Below are 18,223 nucleotides of genomic sequence, written 5' to 3' on the forward strand. Positions count from 1 at the left end.
CCTCTATTTACGTGGTTTTTTATAAAAAGGTGTTTGTATTATAACGGCTTTCAAACGTTTGGAACGGATTTCCACTTCGACTTCCGCATCCAGCACCGAAAATTCCTTATCGATAAGTACCAATCCAACGTTTTTCTTCAATGTTGGCGATTGGGTACCAGTCGTGACCTCGCCAATGACTTCATCTCCGCTGTAGACCTTATACCCATGACGTGGAATGCCACGGTCAATCATTTCAATTCCCACAAGCTTCCGGGGAGCCCCTTTTTCCTTTTGCTCAGCAAGAACGGCTTTCCCGAAAAAATCAACTTCCTTATCCACTTTTACTGCAAAACCAATCCCGGCTTCTATCGGGGTGATGTCCGCCGAAAGCTCCTGCCCATACAGCGGCAGTTTCGCTTCAAAACGCAGGGTATCACGAGCACCTAAACCAATCGGCTGAACCCCCTCTTCCTTACCGGCATCCATAATCGCCTTCCAGAGGGCAGGACCATTTTTACTGTCGCTATATATTTCAAAACCATCTTCACCAGTGTATCCAGTACGGGATACCAGCGTGGAGATACCGTTAATCATGACATTATCCTTGAACCTGAAAAATCCAATTTCACTTAAGTCAGTACTTCCGGATAGTTTTTGTAATATCTTCTCTGCAGCTGGTCCTTGAAGTGCCAGCTGTGTATAGTCACTTGATACATTCGTAATTTGCGCATCTTCCGTTAAATTAGCTTGCAGCCAATTGAAATCTTTTTCTGTATTCGCTGCATTGACCACGAGCAGATAGTCGTCCTCAGCCCTTTTATACACGATAAGATCATCAACCGTGCCTCCGTTTTCATAACACATGGCGGTATATTGGGCACCGCCCTGTTGCAGCTTTGATATATCATTGGTCAGCATCTTCTGTAAAAAGGAAAGGCTCCCAGGCCCCTTAACATCGACTTCCCCCATATGGGAAACATCAAATAACCCCGCTTTTGTCCGTACGGCTTCATGTTCATCCTTTATACCCGAAAATTGGACAGGAAGTTCCCAGCCGCCAAAATCAATCGTTTTACCTCCGTATTCACGATAAATCTCAAATAGTGGTGTTCTTTTTAAATTGGTCAAAAAATGACCCCCTTCAGATTTTTTTAAAAATTAATTGGCTTCATTATCAAAAGCTTCTTGTCATTACGCATCAGATATATCCTGATTCATGATGTGAAAAAAGCACAAAAAAGGACAGAGAAAGCCCGTTTGAGCTTTTTCTCTGTCCTGAAACCTGAAAGTTTACCTATGTAATAGGTTTTCCCCTTTGGTGGCCGTCCCATAACGGGCGGCGCTCTCCAGAGTTGCGTCCAATAAGAGTTCTTTTGCCTGAGAGATTCACTGCTAAGTTTGCTCCTTCGGCGCTACATCCGTAGTCTCTCCCCTTATCTTCACCCGCATATAAATGGTCTACCATTGAAAGGAAGCGGATAAGCCCCAAGCATCGGTAAAACCTATGAGCATAAATGGAATGCATTCTCTGCCAATTCTCCTAAAACTTCAGAAACCGTTTGACTGATCTCCTTCAGTAATCTTGGATAAATTAGGAGCCTATAGCCCATACTAAGAAAACGCGAACTGCAAAATCGATGTACAAAAATTCTTTGTAGCGTTTGGAAATTGGAATTTTCTAAATATACTTATATCCTACCCTAAGAAACTTATCTCTGCAATATTTTTTGAAAAAGAAATATTTTTCTTACTTCACATATGAAATGTTCGGGTTTTGACCTTATATTAAGGAAATTATGATTTAAGAGGGAGTTATTTCTATGAAAATCAATATATCCTTCAATTCTGAATGGAATGACGAGTTTCTGCAAAAGATGGAAAATGACGGTCCATGGGGAAATTGGGAGCTTTATAAGTTGGCGGTTCAAATGGAGGAAAACCTTATCATCCCTGATTTTGAAGGTTTACAGGCGCCCAAGCACCTTCCTCAGCTAACCCCGCTTCCCCATCAATTGGAAGCGGCGAAGCAAGTAGTGGAAAAGATGAATGGAAAAGCCATTTTGGCTGATGAGGTAGGGCTGGGAAAAACAATTGAAGCAGGCTTGATCCTAAAAGAGTATATGATTAGGGGCCTTGTAAAAAAAGTATTGATCCTTGTTCCGGCTTCCCTTGTCACACAATGGGCATTTGAATTGAATACCAAGTTTCATATTCCGGCAGTCGTTCAGAGAAAAAGTTATGTCTGGGACTCCTGTGATGTGGTCATTTCATCCATTGATACAGCGAAACGCGCTCCACATCGAGATATCATCTTTACTCAGGAATATGACTTCATCATTATTGATGAAGCTCATAAACTTAAAAATAATAAGACGAAGAACTATGAATTCGTCCAAAATCTGAAAAAGAAATTTTGTTTACTCCTGACAGCCACTCCGATTCAAAATAAAGTCGAGGAGATATTCCACCTCGTTTCGTTATTGAAACCGGGCCACTTGGGAAATGCTTCGCTCTTTTCGGAAAAGTATAAAGGGAAAGGCCGGAACATCATTGAAGATGAACACCTAAAGGAACTGGTCAACACTGTCATGATTCGAAACCGGAGGGCCGATACTGGCATCGAATGGACAAAACGGCATGTAGAAACCATCACCATTGAATTTTCTCCAACGGAACAAGCATTGTATGATGCTGTTTCCAAATTCAAGCCAATTTCGGATGGATCAAAAGGAAGCGCGTTTTCGGCTCTCACTCTCCAAAGGGAAGCATGCAGCAGCAGAGAGGCTGTCTTTTATACATTAAAGAATATGAGAGATAAATACGATCAGCCTTCCCCTGATTTTTTGGCAAAGCTTGATGATTTATTTACTAAAGTGAATGAAACGGTCCAGAACTCAAAGGCTGAAAAAGCTTTGGAACTGATCAAGAAAATTGATGACAAAGTGATTATCTTTACGGAATATAGGGCGACTCAACTATATCTCCAATGGTACCTACAGCAGAATGGAATTTCTTCTGTTCCTTTCAGAGGCGGTTTTAAGCGCGGAAAGAAAGACTGGATGCGTGAATTATTCCAAAAGAATATTCAGGTATTAATCGCAACAGAAGCTGGCGGGGAAGGGATAAACCTTCAGTTTTGCCATCACTTGATTAATTTTGACCTGCCCTGGAACCCAATGAGGCTTGAACAGAGAATTGGACGGATTCACCGCCTTGGTCAGGAAGAAGATGTGATGATTTATAACTTTGCCACGAAAAATACAGTTGAAGAACATATACTGAAGTTACTATACGAAAAAATAAATTTATTTGAAAAAGTAATCGGTGAATTGGATGATATTCTAACCAAACTGGATATTAACAACATTGAAGAATATTTAATTGATGTGGTCGGCGAGTCCAAAACAGAAGGCGAAATGAAAATCAAGATGGATAATTTTTCATCGTTGATCCAATTCGCTCAATCAATGAAGGAAGGTGAGGTTCATGCAGCAACGGGAAATTCATGATTTTTTAATCACTTTCTTTAAAGCCAATGATTGTGAAATACTGGATAATGCACCAACCCATCTTACAGTGCAATTGACGATTGAGATGGATAAAGAGTTAATGAACAGACCCTTTTATTGGCATTATCTAGAAAAAACAGGAGGTGTTCCGAACCCGGCACAAATCACTTTCATTACCGATCCAGAACAAGCTCCATCCGATTTAAAAGGAGAAATGATTCATTTTGGCTCCCCTCGTCTTCACCAGATTATTCAATCAACCAAAAAGCTGGCAGGGTATACTAGACTTTTTGAGAATACGCCTCCATCAAAAGGCAGAAATAATCCTTTGTTTCCTTGGCTGACCCTGAATGTGAAAATATCCTATCAATGCGACCGCAAAAAAGATACTTTCATGTCAATCGGATTGAATTTAATCTCGGGTGAAATAATGGAAGGGTTTCACCATCGGGTTTTACCTATTAACGTCACCCCGAAAATACCGGATTACTCCTTTACGCTTTCACCTCTGATCATGCCCAAGAGTGGATTGGCAAGACTTGATACATACATCAGAACCAGTTTCGAGGATGATGACCATTCCTGGGCGGAGGAAGCAATGCTGCGCTGGCAGAATGACTTGAATTTATTGGAGCATTTTTACAAGGATATGGACGAAAAAAGTGAGAGCTATTATACCGAAAAAGAAGCACTAAAAGCACAATATGAACCCAACATCAGAATATCCATCATCAACGGAGGATTATTTTACCTTTCAGATAGGGCGTTGGGATAAGTAAATAACTAAAAAACAGATGTCCAAGTTCAGGACATCTGTTTTACTTTTTGATCGTTTTCCTTATAAACATCGACAAAGCAAAAGGGACAATGCCAAACCAATGTGACATACCCTGGTTTTTATCCTCTTTTCTGTGAAGGCGTTTTTCCTTTCGTTCTTTTTTCGTCAGATTGAAATACTCGACAAGCTGCTGCGTCAGATATTTAATATAAGCGTTTGTAGACATATAAAATCATCACCCTACGCAAAGTATGTCCGGTTTACGCTTTTTTTATTCCTTTCCTTGCTCCCTTCACCGTAAACCTGTCGCGTTCCCTAATAAAATGTTGTTGATTTTGCTATTACACAGCTTGCTTCTCCAACCATTCTTTCACTTCCCCCGCTTCTTTATCGTATTGAATGATGACCCTGCCCTCTCGATCATTTTTAGTTTTGGAAGAAAACTCGATATAGACGTAAGGACCTTCTTGCTTCATTAAGGAATATCGCACCACACCATTGGGATATGATATTTCCCCTTGGATGATTTTCGGAATCTCTTCGCCCCACTCTGCCGTCACATCCTTGATGGCTAGATGGACAAGATGGTCGGCCACAAGTGACTCTTCCACTTCTTTATAAAACTTTTTATCAATGATAAACTGGTCGATCATTAGTATCGTGAACATGATGAAAACACTCGCCACAATCATGACCATCGGGAAAACGACTCCTTTTTGATTATTCATCAATTTTCGTATCATTCCTAAAGAAAGGATGAAATCTTCGACTGAAAGTGGTCCCTGCTTTATCCGTTATATTTATAACAATGACACTGCCATCCTTATTGACCTGGAATTCCGAAATGTTCTGCAAGATGACCTCATGCCCCATACCATCCACTCGTCTTCGGACCTTATCTTCATATTGTTCCAGCGATGCTAATTGTTCACCTGAAAGCAAATATAATTTATTTCCCATTACATCTTGTGCTTTGGAACTCCGGACCTCCTGCTTCACTTGCATGGTAAAGACCTCCCACTCCTTAGGATGCAATTTATCAACGGACCTCATCTGGGTGTGTATGATCGAGAAGAGCTGCAGAACAAAAAGCGACGTCGTCATTAAAATCAATAAAGAAAAAAGCAATTCGATCATCGTAAAGCCATCATTTTTTCGCAGCATCACAAATGGATTCCCAATTACCCGTTTCATGTTCATAGCGTACACACCCTTCAATCATTCCCGGGAAATCCCCATGGTCCTTCCAAAACAATTCAAAGCTTCTTTTTTTGTAAATGATTTCCTGACCAACTGCTTGAATCTCCCCATCCATGAACGCCGTCAATCTTTCATATAATAAATGGTGGGCTTCGGTCCTTACGGGAATATCTTTCCGCTGCGTCAATACCTCTTCAAGAATTGGTAAAATGGCAAGGGCCAGTAATATACAAATAGAAAATGCGGCCATCAGCTCAAGGTAGACGTACCCTTTACAATTTCTCAATCCGGAACCTCCCTTTACCGATATTGAGGACCAGCTTGTACTTTCCCTTTGATGTATCAATCATAATCGTTCCGGCTTTGGATGCATTTCCATATTGATTAAAATGAAAGCTGAACCCCAAAGTGCCGCTTAAAAACTGGATATCCTCTGGTATGCTTCTCTCTAAAACGATCCCCTCCTTATAAGACGAAACGGTATAAATCTTTTCGGTATTATCAATATGGAGGTAAATCAAGCTCTTATGACTGATGGCATACTGTTGAGCATAGAAAAGATCTTCATGAAATTGTGAAAGAAAAAGCCTATTTTCCATTCCTTTAGTGAAGCTTGGATATAGATTAGGACCGATGGAAATTAGGAGTACAAAAATAGCGAGGACAATAAGGGTTTCAGATAGTGTATACCCACCATCGGAATGCCGTATATTCACTTCTCTCCTACTCAACGACCGTTATCTTTCCTTTACTATCCAAACTAATTTCATCCCCATTAGGGCAGGATGTCTGTTTGAGATAGCCTTGACTTTCCAATTCACCGATACTTTCGGGCAGTTTAGCATTATCGATTTCATAAGCCTGCACCTGTGCTTGGGCCATCTTAACGAAAGCTTCACATCCTTTAGACTGGATTGTGGATTGGTTTTTCGTGATATTGGGGATTGTTATAATCAAAAGGATGGATATCACCAGTAAAACAATAAGCATTTCTATTAGGGTAAAACCACGTTCATTCATCACTTTCTTCAACATATCATCATGCTCCTAAAAGCATCTGAATACCAGATGACCTTCGGGCATTTTCACCTCCGGAATACAAAAATGAAATCCTATAAACCTTCGAGCAGTGAAAACATCGGCAGCAAAACCGCCAAATAAATGGACACGATCAAAAGACCTATCAGTGAAAACATTAGAGGCTGAATGATTTTCAAGATTGCATTCATTCTCTCTTCAATTTTCTCCAGTATAAAACGACTGTAATGAAGTAACTCGGCATCAAGTCTGCCGTATTTTTGACCATTTGCAGCGACCACCGGTAAATTCCCATCAAAATATGGGAGCTCCCGAAAAATCATTTCAAGTGATCTGCCCTCGATCAGATCATCCTTGATGATATTGCAAAGTTTTTGGTAAAAAGGCTGCTGTTGATTTATCGAGAATAATTTGATGCTATCGTTAATCGATAGTCCCCCGGAAAGCAAGCCACTGAATTGGCTTGCAAAAAAATATGTTTCGTATAATTTGATGAACGTCCCGAATATCGGAATTCCCATCAAAATCCTTCGCTGCCTTAATGGGCATAATCCATTGAACCAAAATCGTTTGAGTGCATACAAGAATAGGAGCAATCCGAGTAATAAGAAGGGTAGTGCTGGAAGAATGAACGTGGAGGCTGACATTAATGTTAAGAGAATATGCTGATCGACATCCATCGTGAAATAGATGGTCTGGAATTGGGGAAGGAGAACACTCTGAAGAATATAAAAAACGATGCTTACAAAAAAGACTAAGAATACGGGATACACCATTAACTTTTTTATTTTATCCATATCCTCGATTCTTTTCTTCCAATATCGCCCTCCTTCTTTCAACGCCCGTTCCAGGTCGCCATATTGTTCTCCATAAAATATATAACTTACAAGCTGCGGATGAAAATTAAGATGGGTCAGCACCATGTGCAACGGGTAGCCGTTCCTTAAATCGGCTATAGCCTGAGTGAAGTCTTCCGCTTTCTTCTTTGATTCCTGAAACTCAAGAAAATGTAAAGCTTCCGCCAAAGGATAACCATGATTCAATAATTCACCTAGCTTCGAAATAAAGACCGCCTGCTCTTTTACCTTCCATTTACTTTTTGGTTTCATGGTAGACCAGCCGTTCATATTCCTGAGATCCCACATAGCCCATCGCAACCGCTTTTCCGATTTCATCCTTTAATTGGCGGTAGCTGACCGTTGCCTTTCCTTTTTCATCTCCCATTATCCGGAGAACTTCAGCCAGACTTTTTCCATATAGCAATTCATATACACTTGCCCTTTTATTCCTTGCAGTCATTTTGCAAGCTAAAGCACAGTCCCCTTTACACGGAAGACATCGCAATTCAACCAGCCGCTGCGCTGTCACGCCAATCAAAGTCTGTTCAACCTCAAGTAAGCTGACACCAAATTCCAGTAATCTGGAGATGGCACCCTGGGCGTCCCTCGTATGCATGGTCGTTAGTATCAAATGACCGGTTAATGCGGCACGGACTGCGATTTTGGCAGTTTCTGCATCCCGGACTTCCCCAACCATGATCACGTCCGGGTCATGCCTCAGAACAGCTTTTAGGCCGACTGAATACGTAATGCCCGCCTTTTCATTGATTTGGACTTGCAATACCTTTTCGGATACATTTTCAATGGGATCTTCAAGTGTAATGATATTTCGATTGATCATCTCATGGGCGTGGTGAAGCAGGGAATATAGTGTCGTGGTTTTCCCACTGCCGGTCGGGCCGGTAAATATGAGCATGCCATGGGAATGCTTCAAGAGTGCAATCAATTTTTGAACGGTGTTTGGAAATAAGGATAACTGTTCTAGAGGAAGGATATTCTGTTGGGGTATTAAGCGGATGACCAAACTTTCGAGATGGGCAGTGGGTAAAGTGGAAAGGCGGAGTCCGACCACCTGGTTAGCCAAATTGATGGTGATGGCACCACTCTGGGGCCTCCTTTTCTCCCCTATATCCATCGAGGCCAGGAACTTCAAATGAGCGATCAGCCTTTCAGCTTCAAAGAATGATAATGTTTCCTGGGGAACAAGCTTATTGTCTATCCTGAATTGGATGTGAGGCCCCTCTCCGCGAAAAAAAATGTGGATATCCGATGCCGATTCCACGATGGCACGGGTTAGTATTTTTTCTGCGGTCTTTTCAATCGATATCAATTCATTCATCACCTCCTATGTTTCTTGTTGTATTGATTCGACAACCCACGACAAATTCCTGCTTCAGGATAAAAAAAATTCCCGAAAAACTTCGAGAATCATCTCACATGCTTATTTTCAAATCAAGTCTCCGGGAAACCAAATTTCTTAATGCATCTACATTATGGCCAATCACCAGTTTTTCCCCGTCTATGAGAATGGGCCTTCTTAATAACTTCGGTTCTTTTGTTAATAATTGGATGACATCAGAAAGCATCATTTCGTCAATATTAACTTGTAAGTCTTTGTAAGCTTCACTTCTTGTCGCCAAGACTTCATCAAGTCCCTCCGATGTCAATTCAAGAATTCTTTTTAACTCTGCTACAGTTGGAGTCTCTCTGAATAAATGTCGCTCATCGAAGGAAACTTGATTGGCGCTTAACCATTTTTTTGTTTTGCGGCAAGATGTACAGCTTGGATACGAAAAGAAAGTTAACTGTGCCATACTAATCACTCCCCGTTCACATTTTGTATACATTTATAGTTCATACAATTATTGTACAACGTTTGTATAATTAATGTATACATATTTGCTTTATAAAACCGTTTTAAATGTGAACGTTTTTTAAACTAAAGAGTGTTTGCCCTTTCCCTTATTCCATTTTTTTCTGCCTGCATTATAATGGACATAGGTAAACTATGGAATAGCAGGAGGGTGTAATGGAACAAACGTTAAAAATAACAAACGTGTTAGCTGATCCCACCAGATATTATATATATCAGCATATAGTGAACAACCATGGTGATGTATCGGTACAGGAAATCGCCGATTCATTCAACATCCATCCAAATGTTGCCCGTCTACATTTGTCAAAACTTGAGGATATCGATATGTTGACCTCGATTTCCCGAAAGACCGGGAAAGGCGGCCGCCCAAGCAGACTTTATCGATTATCTGACAAAGTCATACAGCTTCATTTTCCATATAGGAACTATCAGCTGCTTGCAAAGATTGCCGTCCAGTCGATGATGACATTAGGGGAACAAGGAAAACAGGCTCTTTATGAAACTGGAAAAGTATTCGGGGAGGAATTGATCAATCAGCAACTTGCCCTGAACTCGACATCGATCGATCGGCTTGCTTTTGCGGAAAAAGTCAACATGCTTAAAAATGCGGCTACCATTGCAGGGTTATCTCCTGAAATACAAGCAAGCGAAGAAGAAAATAAAATATCTTTCCGTATCTTCAATTGCCCGTTTAAGGAAGTTACTGAAGTCGAGCCAGGAACAATCTGCTCCATGCATAATTCATTTTTAAAAGGTATGTTCGAAGCCTTGTTTGAGAATGTCACTATTGTGGAAATAGAAAATATGATGTCCAATTGTGCAGCATGCTCATACCAGGCTTCGGTTCTCACATAGAAACAAAAGGCATCCTTTACATTACCTTACAATTTCATTTATAATTATTTAGAATGTACACGACTAGACATAAGGAGGGATTCGGATGGAACGCATGTTCAGAGTATGTGGATTTTGGACAGGAATTATGGCCATTTTCTTTTATCTTGGCCATATGCATCAAACGTCTTTGCTTTTCTTTGCACAAACGATCTTTTTTGTACTTTTAAGTTATTTGAAATTATCCGAGCGCATGTATATCTATGTTTTCGGCGCCTATCTTACCGTTTTCTTTGCAGGATTTTCCTACTGGAGCGTATTTATGATGACTCCGGGTGCTGCGCATTAAGAACAAGCAATATTACATAACCCATGAATTTGGATTCATGGGTTTTTACTTGTCACCATTCAGGAAAGATCCTTACATCATCTGCTAAATTCTTCGATTGAAGCAACACTTTGAAATGTTCACTAAATCCCCCAGGAACGATTAGCCCCCGGATTGCCCGATTACGCTTTGCCGTTTTCGAGAATGGATCAGTTCCTTGATGGTCCTTCAATTCCTCTAGTATCCCTGCTTTAAGCAAGAATTCATTTTGAAGAAAAAGCCCTCGATTGGAAAGATCCTTTCTTTTTCCTATCTCGATTAAGGTGTCAAAATGGATATGTGTCGTCAGATCCATATCACCAGGATACATAAGTGCATCTTTAATCATTTTATGCCGATAATAGCCCCTCAAGCTCCCTTGAAGATGAGCAGGCTCCTTCCATTCCCTATCGGTATAGCCATAATCAATTGTAAGGAGAATACCCGATTCGATACAGGAAATGATCTTCTCATATTCACGGATCATGTTTAGCGGAACTTCGTATCGTTGTTTTTCATTTAAGGTGATTTTTCGTTCAGCAAGGTAAGAAAGAATGTCAGGGTTGTCCAAAGGTTCTCTCTCTTCTACCAAATCTCCTTCCTTTTCAGTGACGAATACCTCTACCAAGGCTCCCTTATACTTTTCAATGACATACACAGGCAACGCGTCGAAAAGTTCGTTTGAAAAGACGATTCCATTTACATTCGTCCATTTTTCTAAACTGGCAGCAGAAACTGCCTGTTTGAATATCCCTAAATGTTCGTGCTGAATCTTTCTATGAAATGGACTGCCATCCACAAGAACATAAGTTAAAGAGTCCCATATCTGCGGTTCCGTTTCTTTTATGTAAACGAGGATGTCATACGCCAGTTTACCGTCCCCTGCGCCGACCTCGATGATTCTTGGTGAAACTCCGCATCTTTTTATCAAATATACGAACCATCTCGCCAGTGATCTCCCAAATGCATCCCCAACATTGCCGGACGTATAAAAATCCCCTCTTGGGCCAATCTTCTCTTTTGCGCGTGCATAGTAGCCTATTTTTGGCGTATATAAAACAGCATCCATATAGTCATTATAGGAGATTCTTTTTTGCGGGCTTCCTGCAATCAATTCCTTTAAATGATTTTTCAACACAATAGCCTCCGTCTCCATGATTTTCCACCTAACATAGTAAATAAGTTTTTTTAACGACATTTATACATGAACACAAATTTAAAGTTCACAAAATGTTCAATTTTCATCTCGCAGTTTTAACAGTGCATCCACTAAGTGAATTTCATAGGAGGTTCAAAAATGCACATTGGGGTAGACCCTGTTTTTTTATATTCAGTATAGTTCCGGAATTGACCCATTTCAATATTTTCACATAATTAAGAACTTAAAAAAACAGGTGCCACAGCGGCACCTGTATAAGTAATTATCTCAAAAAGGGATTAGTATTCTTTTCATCCAAAATCGTCGTGACAGGGCCATGACCTGGAAAAACGATAGCATCATCAGAAAGTGTCAGCAGCTTCGTTTCAATGCTATTTAAGAGCACTGACTCGCTTCCGCCTATTAAATCGGTTCTGCCAACGCTTCCTTGGAACAAGACGTCCCCAGAAAAGAGGAGACGTTCGTCCTTCACATAATACGAAACGCTCCCTGGTGAGTGTCCAGGGGTTTCGAATACTTCGAAAGTGAATCCTCCAATCGTAAGCTCTTGCTCATTTGCCAAGATGTGATCGGCAGGCTTCATTCGCATTGGATTTTCAGGGAACCAGTTTTGAGAACCATTCAATGCTGGATCAAGTAGCCACTTGGCCTCTTTTTCATGAATATATGCAGGGATTCCATAATGATCCCGAATAGCATCCAGAGCACCGATATGGTCAAAATGTGCATGTGTCAATAAAATCGCTAAAGGCTTTAAATTTTTTGTTTGTATGTACTGTATGATTTTCTGTGGCTCTTCACCCGGATCGAAAATGATGCAATCCTGTCCATCGGAAACTACATAACAATTCGTTTGCAGCGGGCCTAGAGGAATTTGTGTCCATTTCATTTCCATCAACTCCAATATGATTTTCTATCTTTATCTTACACTAATTAAGCTGCTAATGTTAATTCAGTTTTCTCATGTCATAGAAGTGTCACCTATTAAGCCTCGACAAATAATTGAAAAAATATTAAGATATTAACAAATGCAATCTTTTCTACATATTTTTGGTAGTTGCCTTATTCTCTGGGTATATTATTAGGGATTAGGTATTCATTATGAAAAAAGGGGGTTTTGACATGATATTAATGGTTGTTTTCGGACTTGTGGCTATATTAGGAGTAGCAGCTGTGTTTACCTCATTAAAAAAGAGAAACTTCTTAGGATTCATTTTTGCAGCCGGCAGTGCGGTCGTGTTTGGCTGGTTCACTGTCATGACTGTCATCAACAGCGGTTTTCCTGTTGCCCATTGAAGAAAAAAGCTCGCCATCCGGCGAGCTTTTGTTTTAGGTTATCATGTTTGTTTGAACAATCTTTGTATTTGATGGGTTTTCATATCAATGATTTTCTCAAATTGATATCCATATAAGCAGAAGTTGCCATCAAGCGAACAGCTTAATGGTTCATTTTCCATGTCCTTCATCAATTCTTCTTGTGTGCCTTTTTCCCAATTAAATTTAGTTAAGGTAAACCTTCCCTCATATTGGTCAGCATCTTTTGATTCATTAGGAATAAACGTTATGAATTCCTTGTTTTTTTCAATGAAATCATAGGATGGAATGACCCAATCTGAAAAGCTTTTCAATAGTGGCACGGAAAAAGAGTGGATCGGCTTGTTTGTTAGATCATAAAATGCATATGTACCCCGATCTTGTTTTTCTGTCTCCACTTGAATCGTCATCAGCGCTTGCTTCATTTTTTTAAAGTGAATGACATCGAGCATAAGGCTGTCTGCCCCATCCTCATGCAGCGCTTTTCTTTCTAGGGGAGCCGTCAAAGCAGGTTCTTCTTTGTCCCAATCCAAAAACATCAAGTCATTTTCACTTGCCCATTGAGCAAAGGGCTGTGGAAAGTCAAGGGTTTCCATAGTTTGTTCATCTGGATTCAATACATAACTGCTGTATGTCCAATCTTCATAAAAGCTCGATACAAACAACCGGCCATCTTTAAATGAATTCCACTCATAAGCTAATTCATAGGCTGGAATCGCCACGGAATACAGTGGATTCCCCGTTTTATCGAGTATTGTGATTGATGCTTTATCCGAAGAGGTAAAGGACGACAACAAAATATGTGTACCAGACGGACTGATCGATACTTCAGAAAACGCAAAAGCCGGCTGATAGAAAACGGAAGTTTCATTCGTTTCCAAATTCCATGCCATCAACTGGGATAATTCATTACCATCCCGCTTCACAGAATATAAAATGGTTTTTGAATCCAGCCATCCAAAAATGGCTTCGATTTTTTCCGTTTCTGCGGTCGGGACCTTTAAATTGCTTACTGAAGTTTCCTGGTTAGATTGGGAGTGTTCTTTTTCCGTATCATTTACGGGTTTACTAAGGTCCTTGGAAGGCTCACAAGCCGAGATAAGAAGGATAGTGGAGATAAATAATGGGACGAAACACAACATCTTACAAATGGAAAGCCGCATACAAAGTGCTGCTTTGGATACTTTAATCTCCACACACCTCCCACTTCAAAACTAAAACGCCTGGCATATGTGAGCGAGACATTAGAAAGAGAGTAAGGATTAACCAATCGAGTCCTTACTCTCTTTCATTATAAAGTAAAAAAGAGAAAATGTGGCGGATAATGATCTTATATTTTTTTGGAAGTATATTCCTTAGGGGGATGCATCACATATATAGGCCTGCCATCAAAATCTTGACGGAATCTTCATATATACCAGGCAAATGGGATAGCGGAAGCGGATTGATGCCCTTTCCCAGTTCGATTGTGAATCCCTCGCGTTTGAATTCCTGAATGAACCAATCTTTATACCCAGCATGGCTGTCAACGTATTTTACGGCCCGATATCCGCTGCGCTCCTCAAACTCCCTCGCAACATTCGCTGCCTGTTCAGGTTCATGTCCCTCATATCCCCAATAGAATTCTTTTCCCTGGGTGTGAAGCGCAAGCACTCTTTCAAAATTCCGTCTTATTGCCAGCTCCTTCATGGCCAATGCTTCTGGTTCTGATAACGCGGTTTCTCCTGGAAAATCCCTCGGGGCAGGGGCTTTTGGAATCTTTCTGCGCTTTTCAACCTCCCAGTTAGCAGGATATTGGTTATTCAGGTCTACACCGCGGATATTGGCTTTCCAAGCATAAAAGGCAGGATTGCCATTATTTATTTTTAAAACATCAACCTTCCCCTCTGCCGCCTCCTCCCCCTTTAGGACAAGGTCGACTCCATCCGGATTCACCATTGGAACGATCGAAATGGACATATCCCGGTAGTACGGCATACAGTCCATTCCGCAAAGTGTACGATCATTCGTTACTGCCAGCAGAAAATCATTCAGCCATTTCATCAAAACAGCCGTAGTGATCCATTCATTAGCGTGGAATGAACCGTTATAATGTATGATCTTTTCACCTTGACCGATTCTTACCTCAAGGAGTTCTTTTCCCAGCACACTCTTTCCGACCGATTCAACCTTAATAAAGGGGTAATGACAAGATAGAACATCAAGATCGTCAAGAAGTGATTGATATTCGTAGGGCTTGTCGGTGACTATCACGGGATTCATCACCCGGACGGGTACCGAAAAAGGCTTTTGTCCATCTTGATTCAATAATACTATCCCATCGATTGGCAGGTGATATTGTAAAGCGATTTCAGCAAAATCGATATCTAACCGGGACTCTTGCTGAACAATGTATCCAGGTATCTGTACTTCGATGCCATTTGGCAAAACTCCGCCAGTAATGGCCGGATTGGCATCCTCAATCAAAACCCGCGGAATTTGGAACAATTGACTGTAATATGCCAAATCATCCCCGCTTCTGCTCACAACTTTCATTCAGCCTCCGCCCCTTTCATTGTTTTATCTTTATGAAGGGAAAAACAGAAAGATGTTCAGGAAGTCTCTTGTTTCATAATTGTAAGGATACTGATTTCCCTGAAAAAGCGAAAAAAACTGGATTGCGCCAGGTTTCAGTAGACAAACTCGATGAAAATCAACTACAGTTTTTTTAGGTTTTGTGCAATTTGAACGTCGATTTCCTCTTCAGGCACTCGCTTTCCGCGGGCGGTCCGCCCTCGGCGCCTTCGCGCCTGCGGGGTCTCCCTGGACACGTTTTTCCCGCAGGAGTCTCGCACCTTACGTTCCAATCAACTTTGTTTTAACTTTTAGATAGAACACTTTTGTCTACAGTCTTTTTTGTTTAGTATTAAAACTTGAGGTGACTAAAGAAACTTTCAAAACATAATTCTATTCAGCGATATCGGCTTGAAATGATTACTTTAGATATTTGATCCATCCAAACGATTTTTTAGCCGGCACGCTTGTAACACCAGGTATGATAGTAATTTCCTAAAGGTCTATAGTGGAAAAGTATTGGAAGAGTTGAAACCGGAAGCTGTAGCCGCAGATGCCTTATAAAACACCTGTGATTACGAGATACTTTATCTTGAGTATCAACACCGAAACATAATTGCGCAATAAGTTCTTTTTTGAGCACAATGTACGGAAAGAAAAGATCCCAAAAGTAGTGACACGTCCTAATTGGCAAGAATAAGCGGAAGAATCACGAGAGGTCAACTGTTTCTCTATACCTGCTTCAATTCCAATAAAAAATCAAAAGGAAACCTGGATTGCACCAGGTTTCCTTTTTCAAGGCTGCTCATAAAATCGGAGCAAATCTCCGTAAATGATTTTGTCGGAGTAATCAAGCTCCTGCTTTGCCTTTTCCAAATACTTCTCACATGAATCCTTTGCAGTCGCCGCCCCGGTGTTTTTTTCATAGCAGGTATCCATCGTATAGAGGTAATCCTTCGTGATGAAACTGCTATCGCGAAGAATGGTGAACTCTAATTTCTCTTCGGAAAATAGATCTTTGCCGAATTCAATATAATCATCATTTTCAATTCCCAATAAATGAAGGAGAGTCGGCCTTACATCAATTTGGCCGGAAACGGTGGAAATCGTTTTTCCCTTCTGCCCGGGGACATGTATGATGAGCGGGACACGCTGAAGCTGGATCGATTCGAAAGGCGTAATTTCCTTCCCAAGGAACTGGCTCATGGCAGAGTTGTGATTTTCAGAAATTCCATAATGGTCTCCGTACAGAACAATGATGGAATCCTCATATAATCCATTACGTTTCAAATCGCCGATAAACTGTTTCAAGGATTCGTCGGTATAACGTACGGTCGGAAAATACTGATTCAATGTTTTGGAATTCGAATCGTAAGGTTCCAATGTCCGGTCTTCTTCATTCAAAGTGAATGGAAAATGATTAGTTAACGTTATGAACTTGGCATAAAAAGGCTCAGGCATCCTCTTCAAGTGAGAAATTGATTGTTTGAAGAACGATTTATCATTCAAACCCCAATTGATGGAATTCCCTTCAGACACTTTGTATTCATTACTATCATAAAACCGTTGGTACCCAAGAGAATCGTACATTATATCACGATTCCAAAAGCTTTTATTATTGGCATGCAAGGAAGCCGTATAGTAACCTTTTTCCGTTAAGATTTCAGGTGTAGCTTTGTATTCATTTTGGGCATGAGTGAAAAATACTGCACCTCTACCTAAAGGATAGAGGGAATTCTCAATAATGAATTCTGAATCGGATGTTTTCCCCTGGCCGGTTTGGTGATAAAAGTTATTGAAATAATAGCTATCTTTAATGAATTGGTTCAGAAAAGGAGTGATTTCTTCCCCGTTGACAGTTTTATTGATGACAAAGCTTTGAGTGGATTCCAATGATATAAGAATCACATTTTTGCCTTTTGCCAGACCATAAAGTTCATCATTAACTTCTTTTTGATTGGCACGGACATAATTTTCAATTTCCGACAATTCACTGCCATCAGCAAGTGCACGTTGAGCTGATGATTTCGTCTGTAATATTGCATCATAGAGGTGATAATGGTACGTACCGATATTCTTAACGAGGATTTCGCGGTCAAACGTTCTTGTCAGGAGTTCAGGACGCGCCGCTTCCGCTAATGCTAAGTTAAAAAATGTCACTCCTAAAGCCATTAACAAATAGAATTTACGGTCCTGGGGATTGTAACGACTTTCATGGAACGCTTTTGGTTTGTATTTCAGCAGAAGCATCAAGCACAGAATATCGGCAAAATACAATAGATCACTCGGATTGATCAATTCATGTACACTGCTTCCAAGGTCGTTCATATTGCTCGTTTGAAAAAGAACGGGAATGGTTAAAAAATCATTGAAAAAGCGAAAAAAAACAAGATTGGCAAAGAGGACGAAGGTGATGAAAAAACTCATGATCAATAAGTATGCAGTCCGTCTATTTTCTTTTAAAAATAGATTCACGCCAAGTGTAAGTAAAAGGAAACTGACAGGATTGATGAATAGTACGAACTCCTTGATCCAATTATCAATATCTATCTCAAAACTTGTTTTATAGGCGATATATGTTTTAAGCCAAAGTGAAATCAATACGACCCAAAACAATGAATATCCCTGTTTTTTGAAGACCCTTTTCAATCCTGGTCCCTCCTCATCGAAGAAGCGCTGGATCTGCGATCCAGAGCGCCTCAATAATGGGTCATGGTTCTCCCCCTCAAAAGGGGGAACTATCTTTGAAGATTCCATCTTTTTTTCTTATAACC

General features: G+C 40.5%; 20 protein-coding genes and 2 riboswitches. Of the genes, 5 read left to right on the plus strand and 15 right to left on the minus strand.

Going from position 1 to position 18,223, the window contains the following annotated elements; all coding sequences use genetic code 11:
* Positions 1–3 precede the first annotated feature (3 nt).
* Positions 4–1,110 (minus strand): glycine cleavage system aminomethyltransferase GcvT, encoded by a 1,107-nt coding sequence (gene gcvT, locus NYE65_RS03240; protein WP_340859843.1) that lies wholly within the window; start codon positions 1,108–1,110, stop codon positions 4–6.
* Between the two features lie 140 nt (positions 1,111–1,250).
* A riboswitch (glycine riboswitch) is annotated at positions 1,251–1,334 on the minus strand.
* A 3-nt stretch (positions 1,335–1,337) separates the two neighbouring features.
* Positions 1,338–1,425, minus strand: a riboswitch (glycine riboswitch).
* 377 nt (positions 1,426–1,802) lie between these two features.
* Here gcvT and NYE65_RS03245 point away from each other — a divergent pair.
* Together NYE65_RS03245 and NYE65_RS03250 are read left to right on the plus strand one after the other, a co-directional pair.
* Positions 1,803–3,491 carry a DEAD/DEAH box helicase gene (locus NYE65_RS03245; protein WP_034308367.1) on the plus strand — a complete coding sequence of 563 codons (1,689 nt, stop codon included), beginning with the start codon at positions 1,803–1,805 and terminating at the stop codon, positions 3,489–3,491.
* Positions 3,469–4,266, plus strand: a complete 798-nt coding sequence (locus NYE65_RS03250) for a YqhG family protein (protein ID WP_048688306.1) — start codon at positions 3,469–3,471, stop codon at positions 4,264–4,266. The genes NYE65_RS03245 and NYE65_RS03250 overlap by 23 nt, the downstream gene beginning before the upstream one ends.
* 43 nt (positions 4,267–4,309) lie before the next feature.
* On the opposite strand, the gene NYE65_RS03255 is transcribed toward NYE65_RS03250, so the two are convergent.
* The 9 genes from NYE65_RS03255 to NYE65_RS03295 all read right to left on the minus strand — a co-directional run bounded on the left by NYE65_RS03255 (position 4,310) and on the right by NYE65_RS03295 (position 9,160).
* Entirely contained in the window at positions 4,310–4,495 is a 186-nt protein-coding gene (locus tag NYE65_RS03255; RefSeq protein ID WP_057278811.1) for a YqzE family protein, read from the minus strand.
* Between the two features lie 115 nt (positions 4,496–4,610).
* On the minus strand, positions 4,611–4,997 hold the full coding sequence (gene comGG / locus NYE65_RS03260) for a competence type IV pilus minor pilin ComGG (RefSeq protein ID WP_053535692.1): 387 nt from the start codon (positions 4,995–4,997) through the stop codon (positions 4,611–4,613).
* Entirely contained in the window at positions 4,990–5,469 is a 480-nt protein-coding gene (gene comGF / locus NYE65_RS03265) for a competence type IV pilus minor pilin ComGF (protein WP_082854575.1), read from the minus strand. Before comGF ends, comGG begins: the two co-directional genes overlap by 8 nt.
* A complete protein-coding gene (locus NYE65_RS03270; RefSeq protein ID WP_106026884.1) occupies positions 5,417–5,755 on the minus strand; it encodes a hypothetical protein in 339 nt (112 codons plus the stop codon). The genes comGF and NYE65_RS03270 overlap by 53 nt, the downstream gene beginning before the upstream one ends.
* On the minus strand, positions 5,742–6,185 hold the full coding sequence (gene comGD, locus NYE65_RS03275) for a competence type IV pilus minor pilin ComGD (protein WP_034308382.1): 444 nt from the start codon (positions 6,183–6,185) through the stop codon (positions 5,742–5,744). The genes NYE65_RS03270 and comGD overlap by 14 nt, the downstream gene beginning before the upstream one ends.
* 7 nt (positions 6,186–6,192) lie before the next feature.
* Positions 6,193–6,504 (minus strand): competence type IV pilus major pilin ComGC, encoded by a 312-nt coding sequence (gene comGC, locus NYE65_RS03280; RefSeq protein ID WP_034308384.1) that lies wholly within the window; start codon positions 6,502–6,504, stop codon positions 6,193–6,195.
* A gap of 77 nt (positions 6,505–6,581) precedes the next feature.
* Entirely contained in the window at positions 6,582–7,616 is a 1,035-nt protein-coding gene (comGB, locus tag NYE65_RS03285; protein ID WP_340859850.1) for a competence type IV pilus assembly protein ComGB, read from the minus strand.
* The gene (comGA, locus tag NYE65_RS03290) at positions 7,600–8,685 is read right to left on the minus strand and encodes a competence type IV pilus ATPase ComGA (RefSeq protein ID WP_371748447.1); all 1,086 of its coding nucleotides are present in this window, start codon (positions 8,683–8,685) and stop codon (positions 7,600–7,602) included. The genes comGB and comGA overlap by 17 nt, the downstream gene beginning before the upstream one ends.
* Before the next feature lie 94 nt (positions 8,686–8,779).
* On the minus strand, positions 8,780–9,160 hold the full coding sequence (locus tag NYE65_RS03295) for a Spx/MgsR family RNA polymerase-binding regulatory protein (protein WP_095678573.1): 381 nt from the start codon (positions 9,158–9,160) through the stop codon (positions 8,780–8,782).
* 215 nt (positions 9,161–9,375) lie between these two features.
* On the opposite strand from NYE65_RS03295, the gene NYE65_RS03300 reads away from it, so the two are divergent.
* Both NYE65_RS03300 and NYE65_RS03305 read left to right on the plus strand, forming a co-directional pair.
* Positions 9,376–10,077 (plus strand): helix-turn-helix transcriptional regulator, encoded by a 702-nt coding sequence (locus NYE65_RS03300; protein ID WP_034308391.1) that lies wholly within the window; start codon positions 9,376–9,378, stop codon positions 10,075–10,077.
* A gap of 85 nt (positions 10,078–10,162) precedes the next feature.
* Positions 10,163–10,405 (plus strand): DUF2626 domain-containing protein, encoded by a 243-nt coding sequence (locus NYE65_RS03305; RefSeq protein WP_034308393.1) that lies wholly within the window; start codon positions 10,163–10,165, stop codon positions 10,403–10,405.
* A 52-nt stretch (positions 10,406–10,457) separates the two neighbouring features.
* On the opposite strand, the gene NYE65_RS03310 is transcribed toward NYE65_RS03305, so the two are convergent.
* Both NYE65_RS03310 and NYE65_RS03315 read right to left on the minus strand, forming a co-directional pair.
* A complete protein-coding gene (locus tag NYE65_RS03310; RefSeq protein ID WP_340859851.1) occupies positions 10,458–11,579 on the minus strand; it encodes a class I SAM-dependent methyltransferase in 1,122 nt (373 codons plus the stop codon).
* Between the two features lie 265 nt (positions 11,580–11,844).
* Entirely contained in the window at positions 11,845–12,471 is a 627-nt protein-coding gene (locus NYE65_RS03315) for an MBL fold metallo-hydrolase (protein WP_057278817.1), read from the minus strand.
* 233 nt (positions 12,472–12,704) lie between these two features.
* Here NYE65_RS03315 and NYE65_RS03320 point away from each other — a divergent pair, with 233 nt between their 5' ends.
* A complete protein-coding gene (locus NYE65_RS03320) occupies positions 12,705–12,878 on the plus strand; it encodes a DUF2759 domain-containing protein (RefSeq protein ID WP_034308396.1) in 174 nt (57 codons plus the stop codon).
* A 41-nt stretch (positions 12,879–12,919) separates the two neighbouring features.
* Here NYE65_RS03320 and NYE65_RS03325 read toward each other — a convergent pair whose 3' ends face one another.
* The 3 genes from NYE65_RS03325 to NYE65_RS03335 form a co-directional block, all read right to left on the minus strand.
* A complete protein-coding gene (locus NYE65_RS03325; RefSeq protein WP_328176869.1) occupies positions 12,920–14,092 on the minus strand; it encodes a YqgU-like beta propeller domain-containing protein in 1,173 nt (390 codons plus the stop codon).
* A gap of 172 nt (positions 14,093–14,264) precedes the next feature.
* The gene (locus NYE65_RS03330) at positions 14,265–15,431 is read right to left on the minus strand and encodes a M14 family metallopeptidase (protein WP_340859853.1); all 1,167 of its coding nucleotides are present in this window, start codon (positions 15,429–15,431) and stop codon (positions 14,265–14,267) included.
* Positions 15,432–16,244: 813 nt separating this feature from the next.
* Positions 16,245–18,098, minus strand: a complete 1,854-nt coding sequence (locus NYE65_RS03335) for an LTA synthase family protein (protein WP_340859854.1) — start codon at positions 18,096–18,098, stop codon at positions 16,245–16,247.
* Positions 18,099–18,223 lie beyond the last annotated feature (125 nt).

This window comes from Peribacillus sp. FSL R5-0717 (genome assembly GCF_038002945.1).
GTDB lineage: Bacteria > Bacillota > Bacilli > Bacillales > DSM-1321 > Peribacillus > Peribacillus frigoritolerans.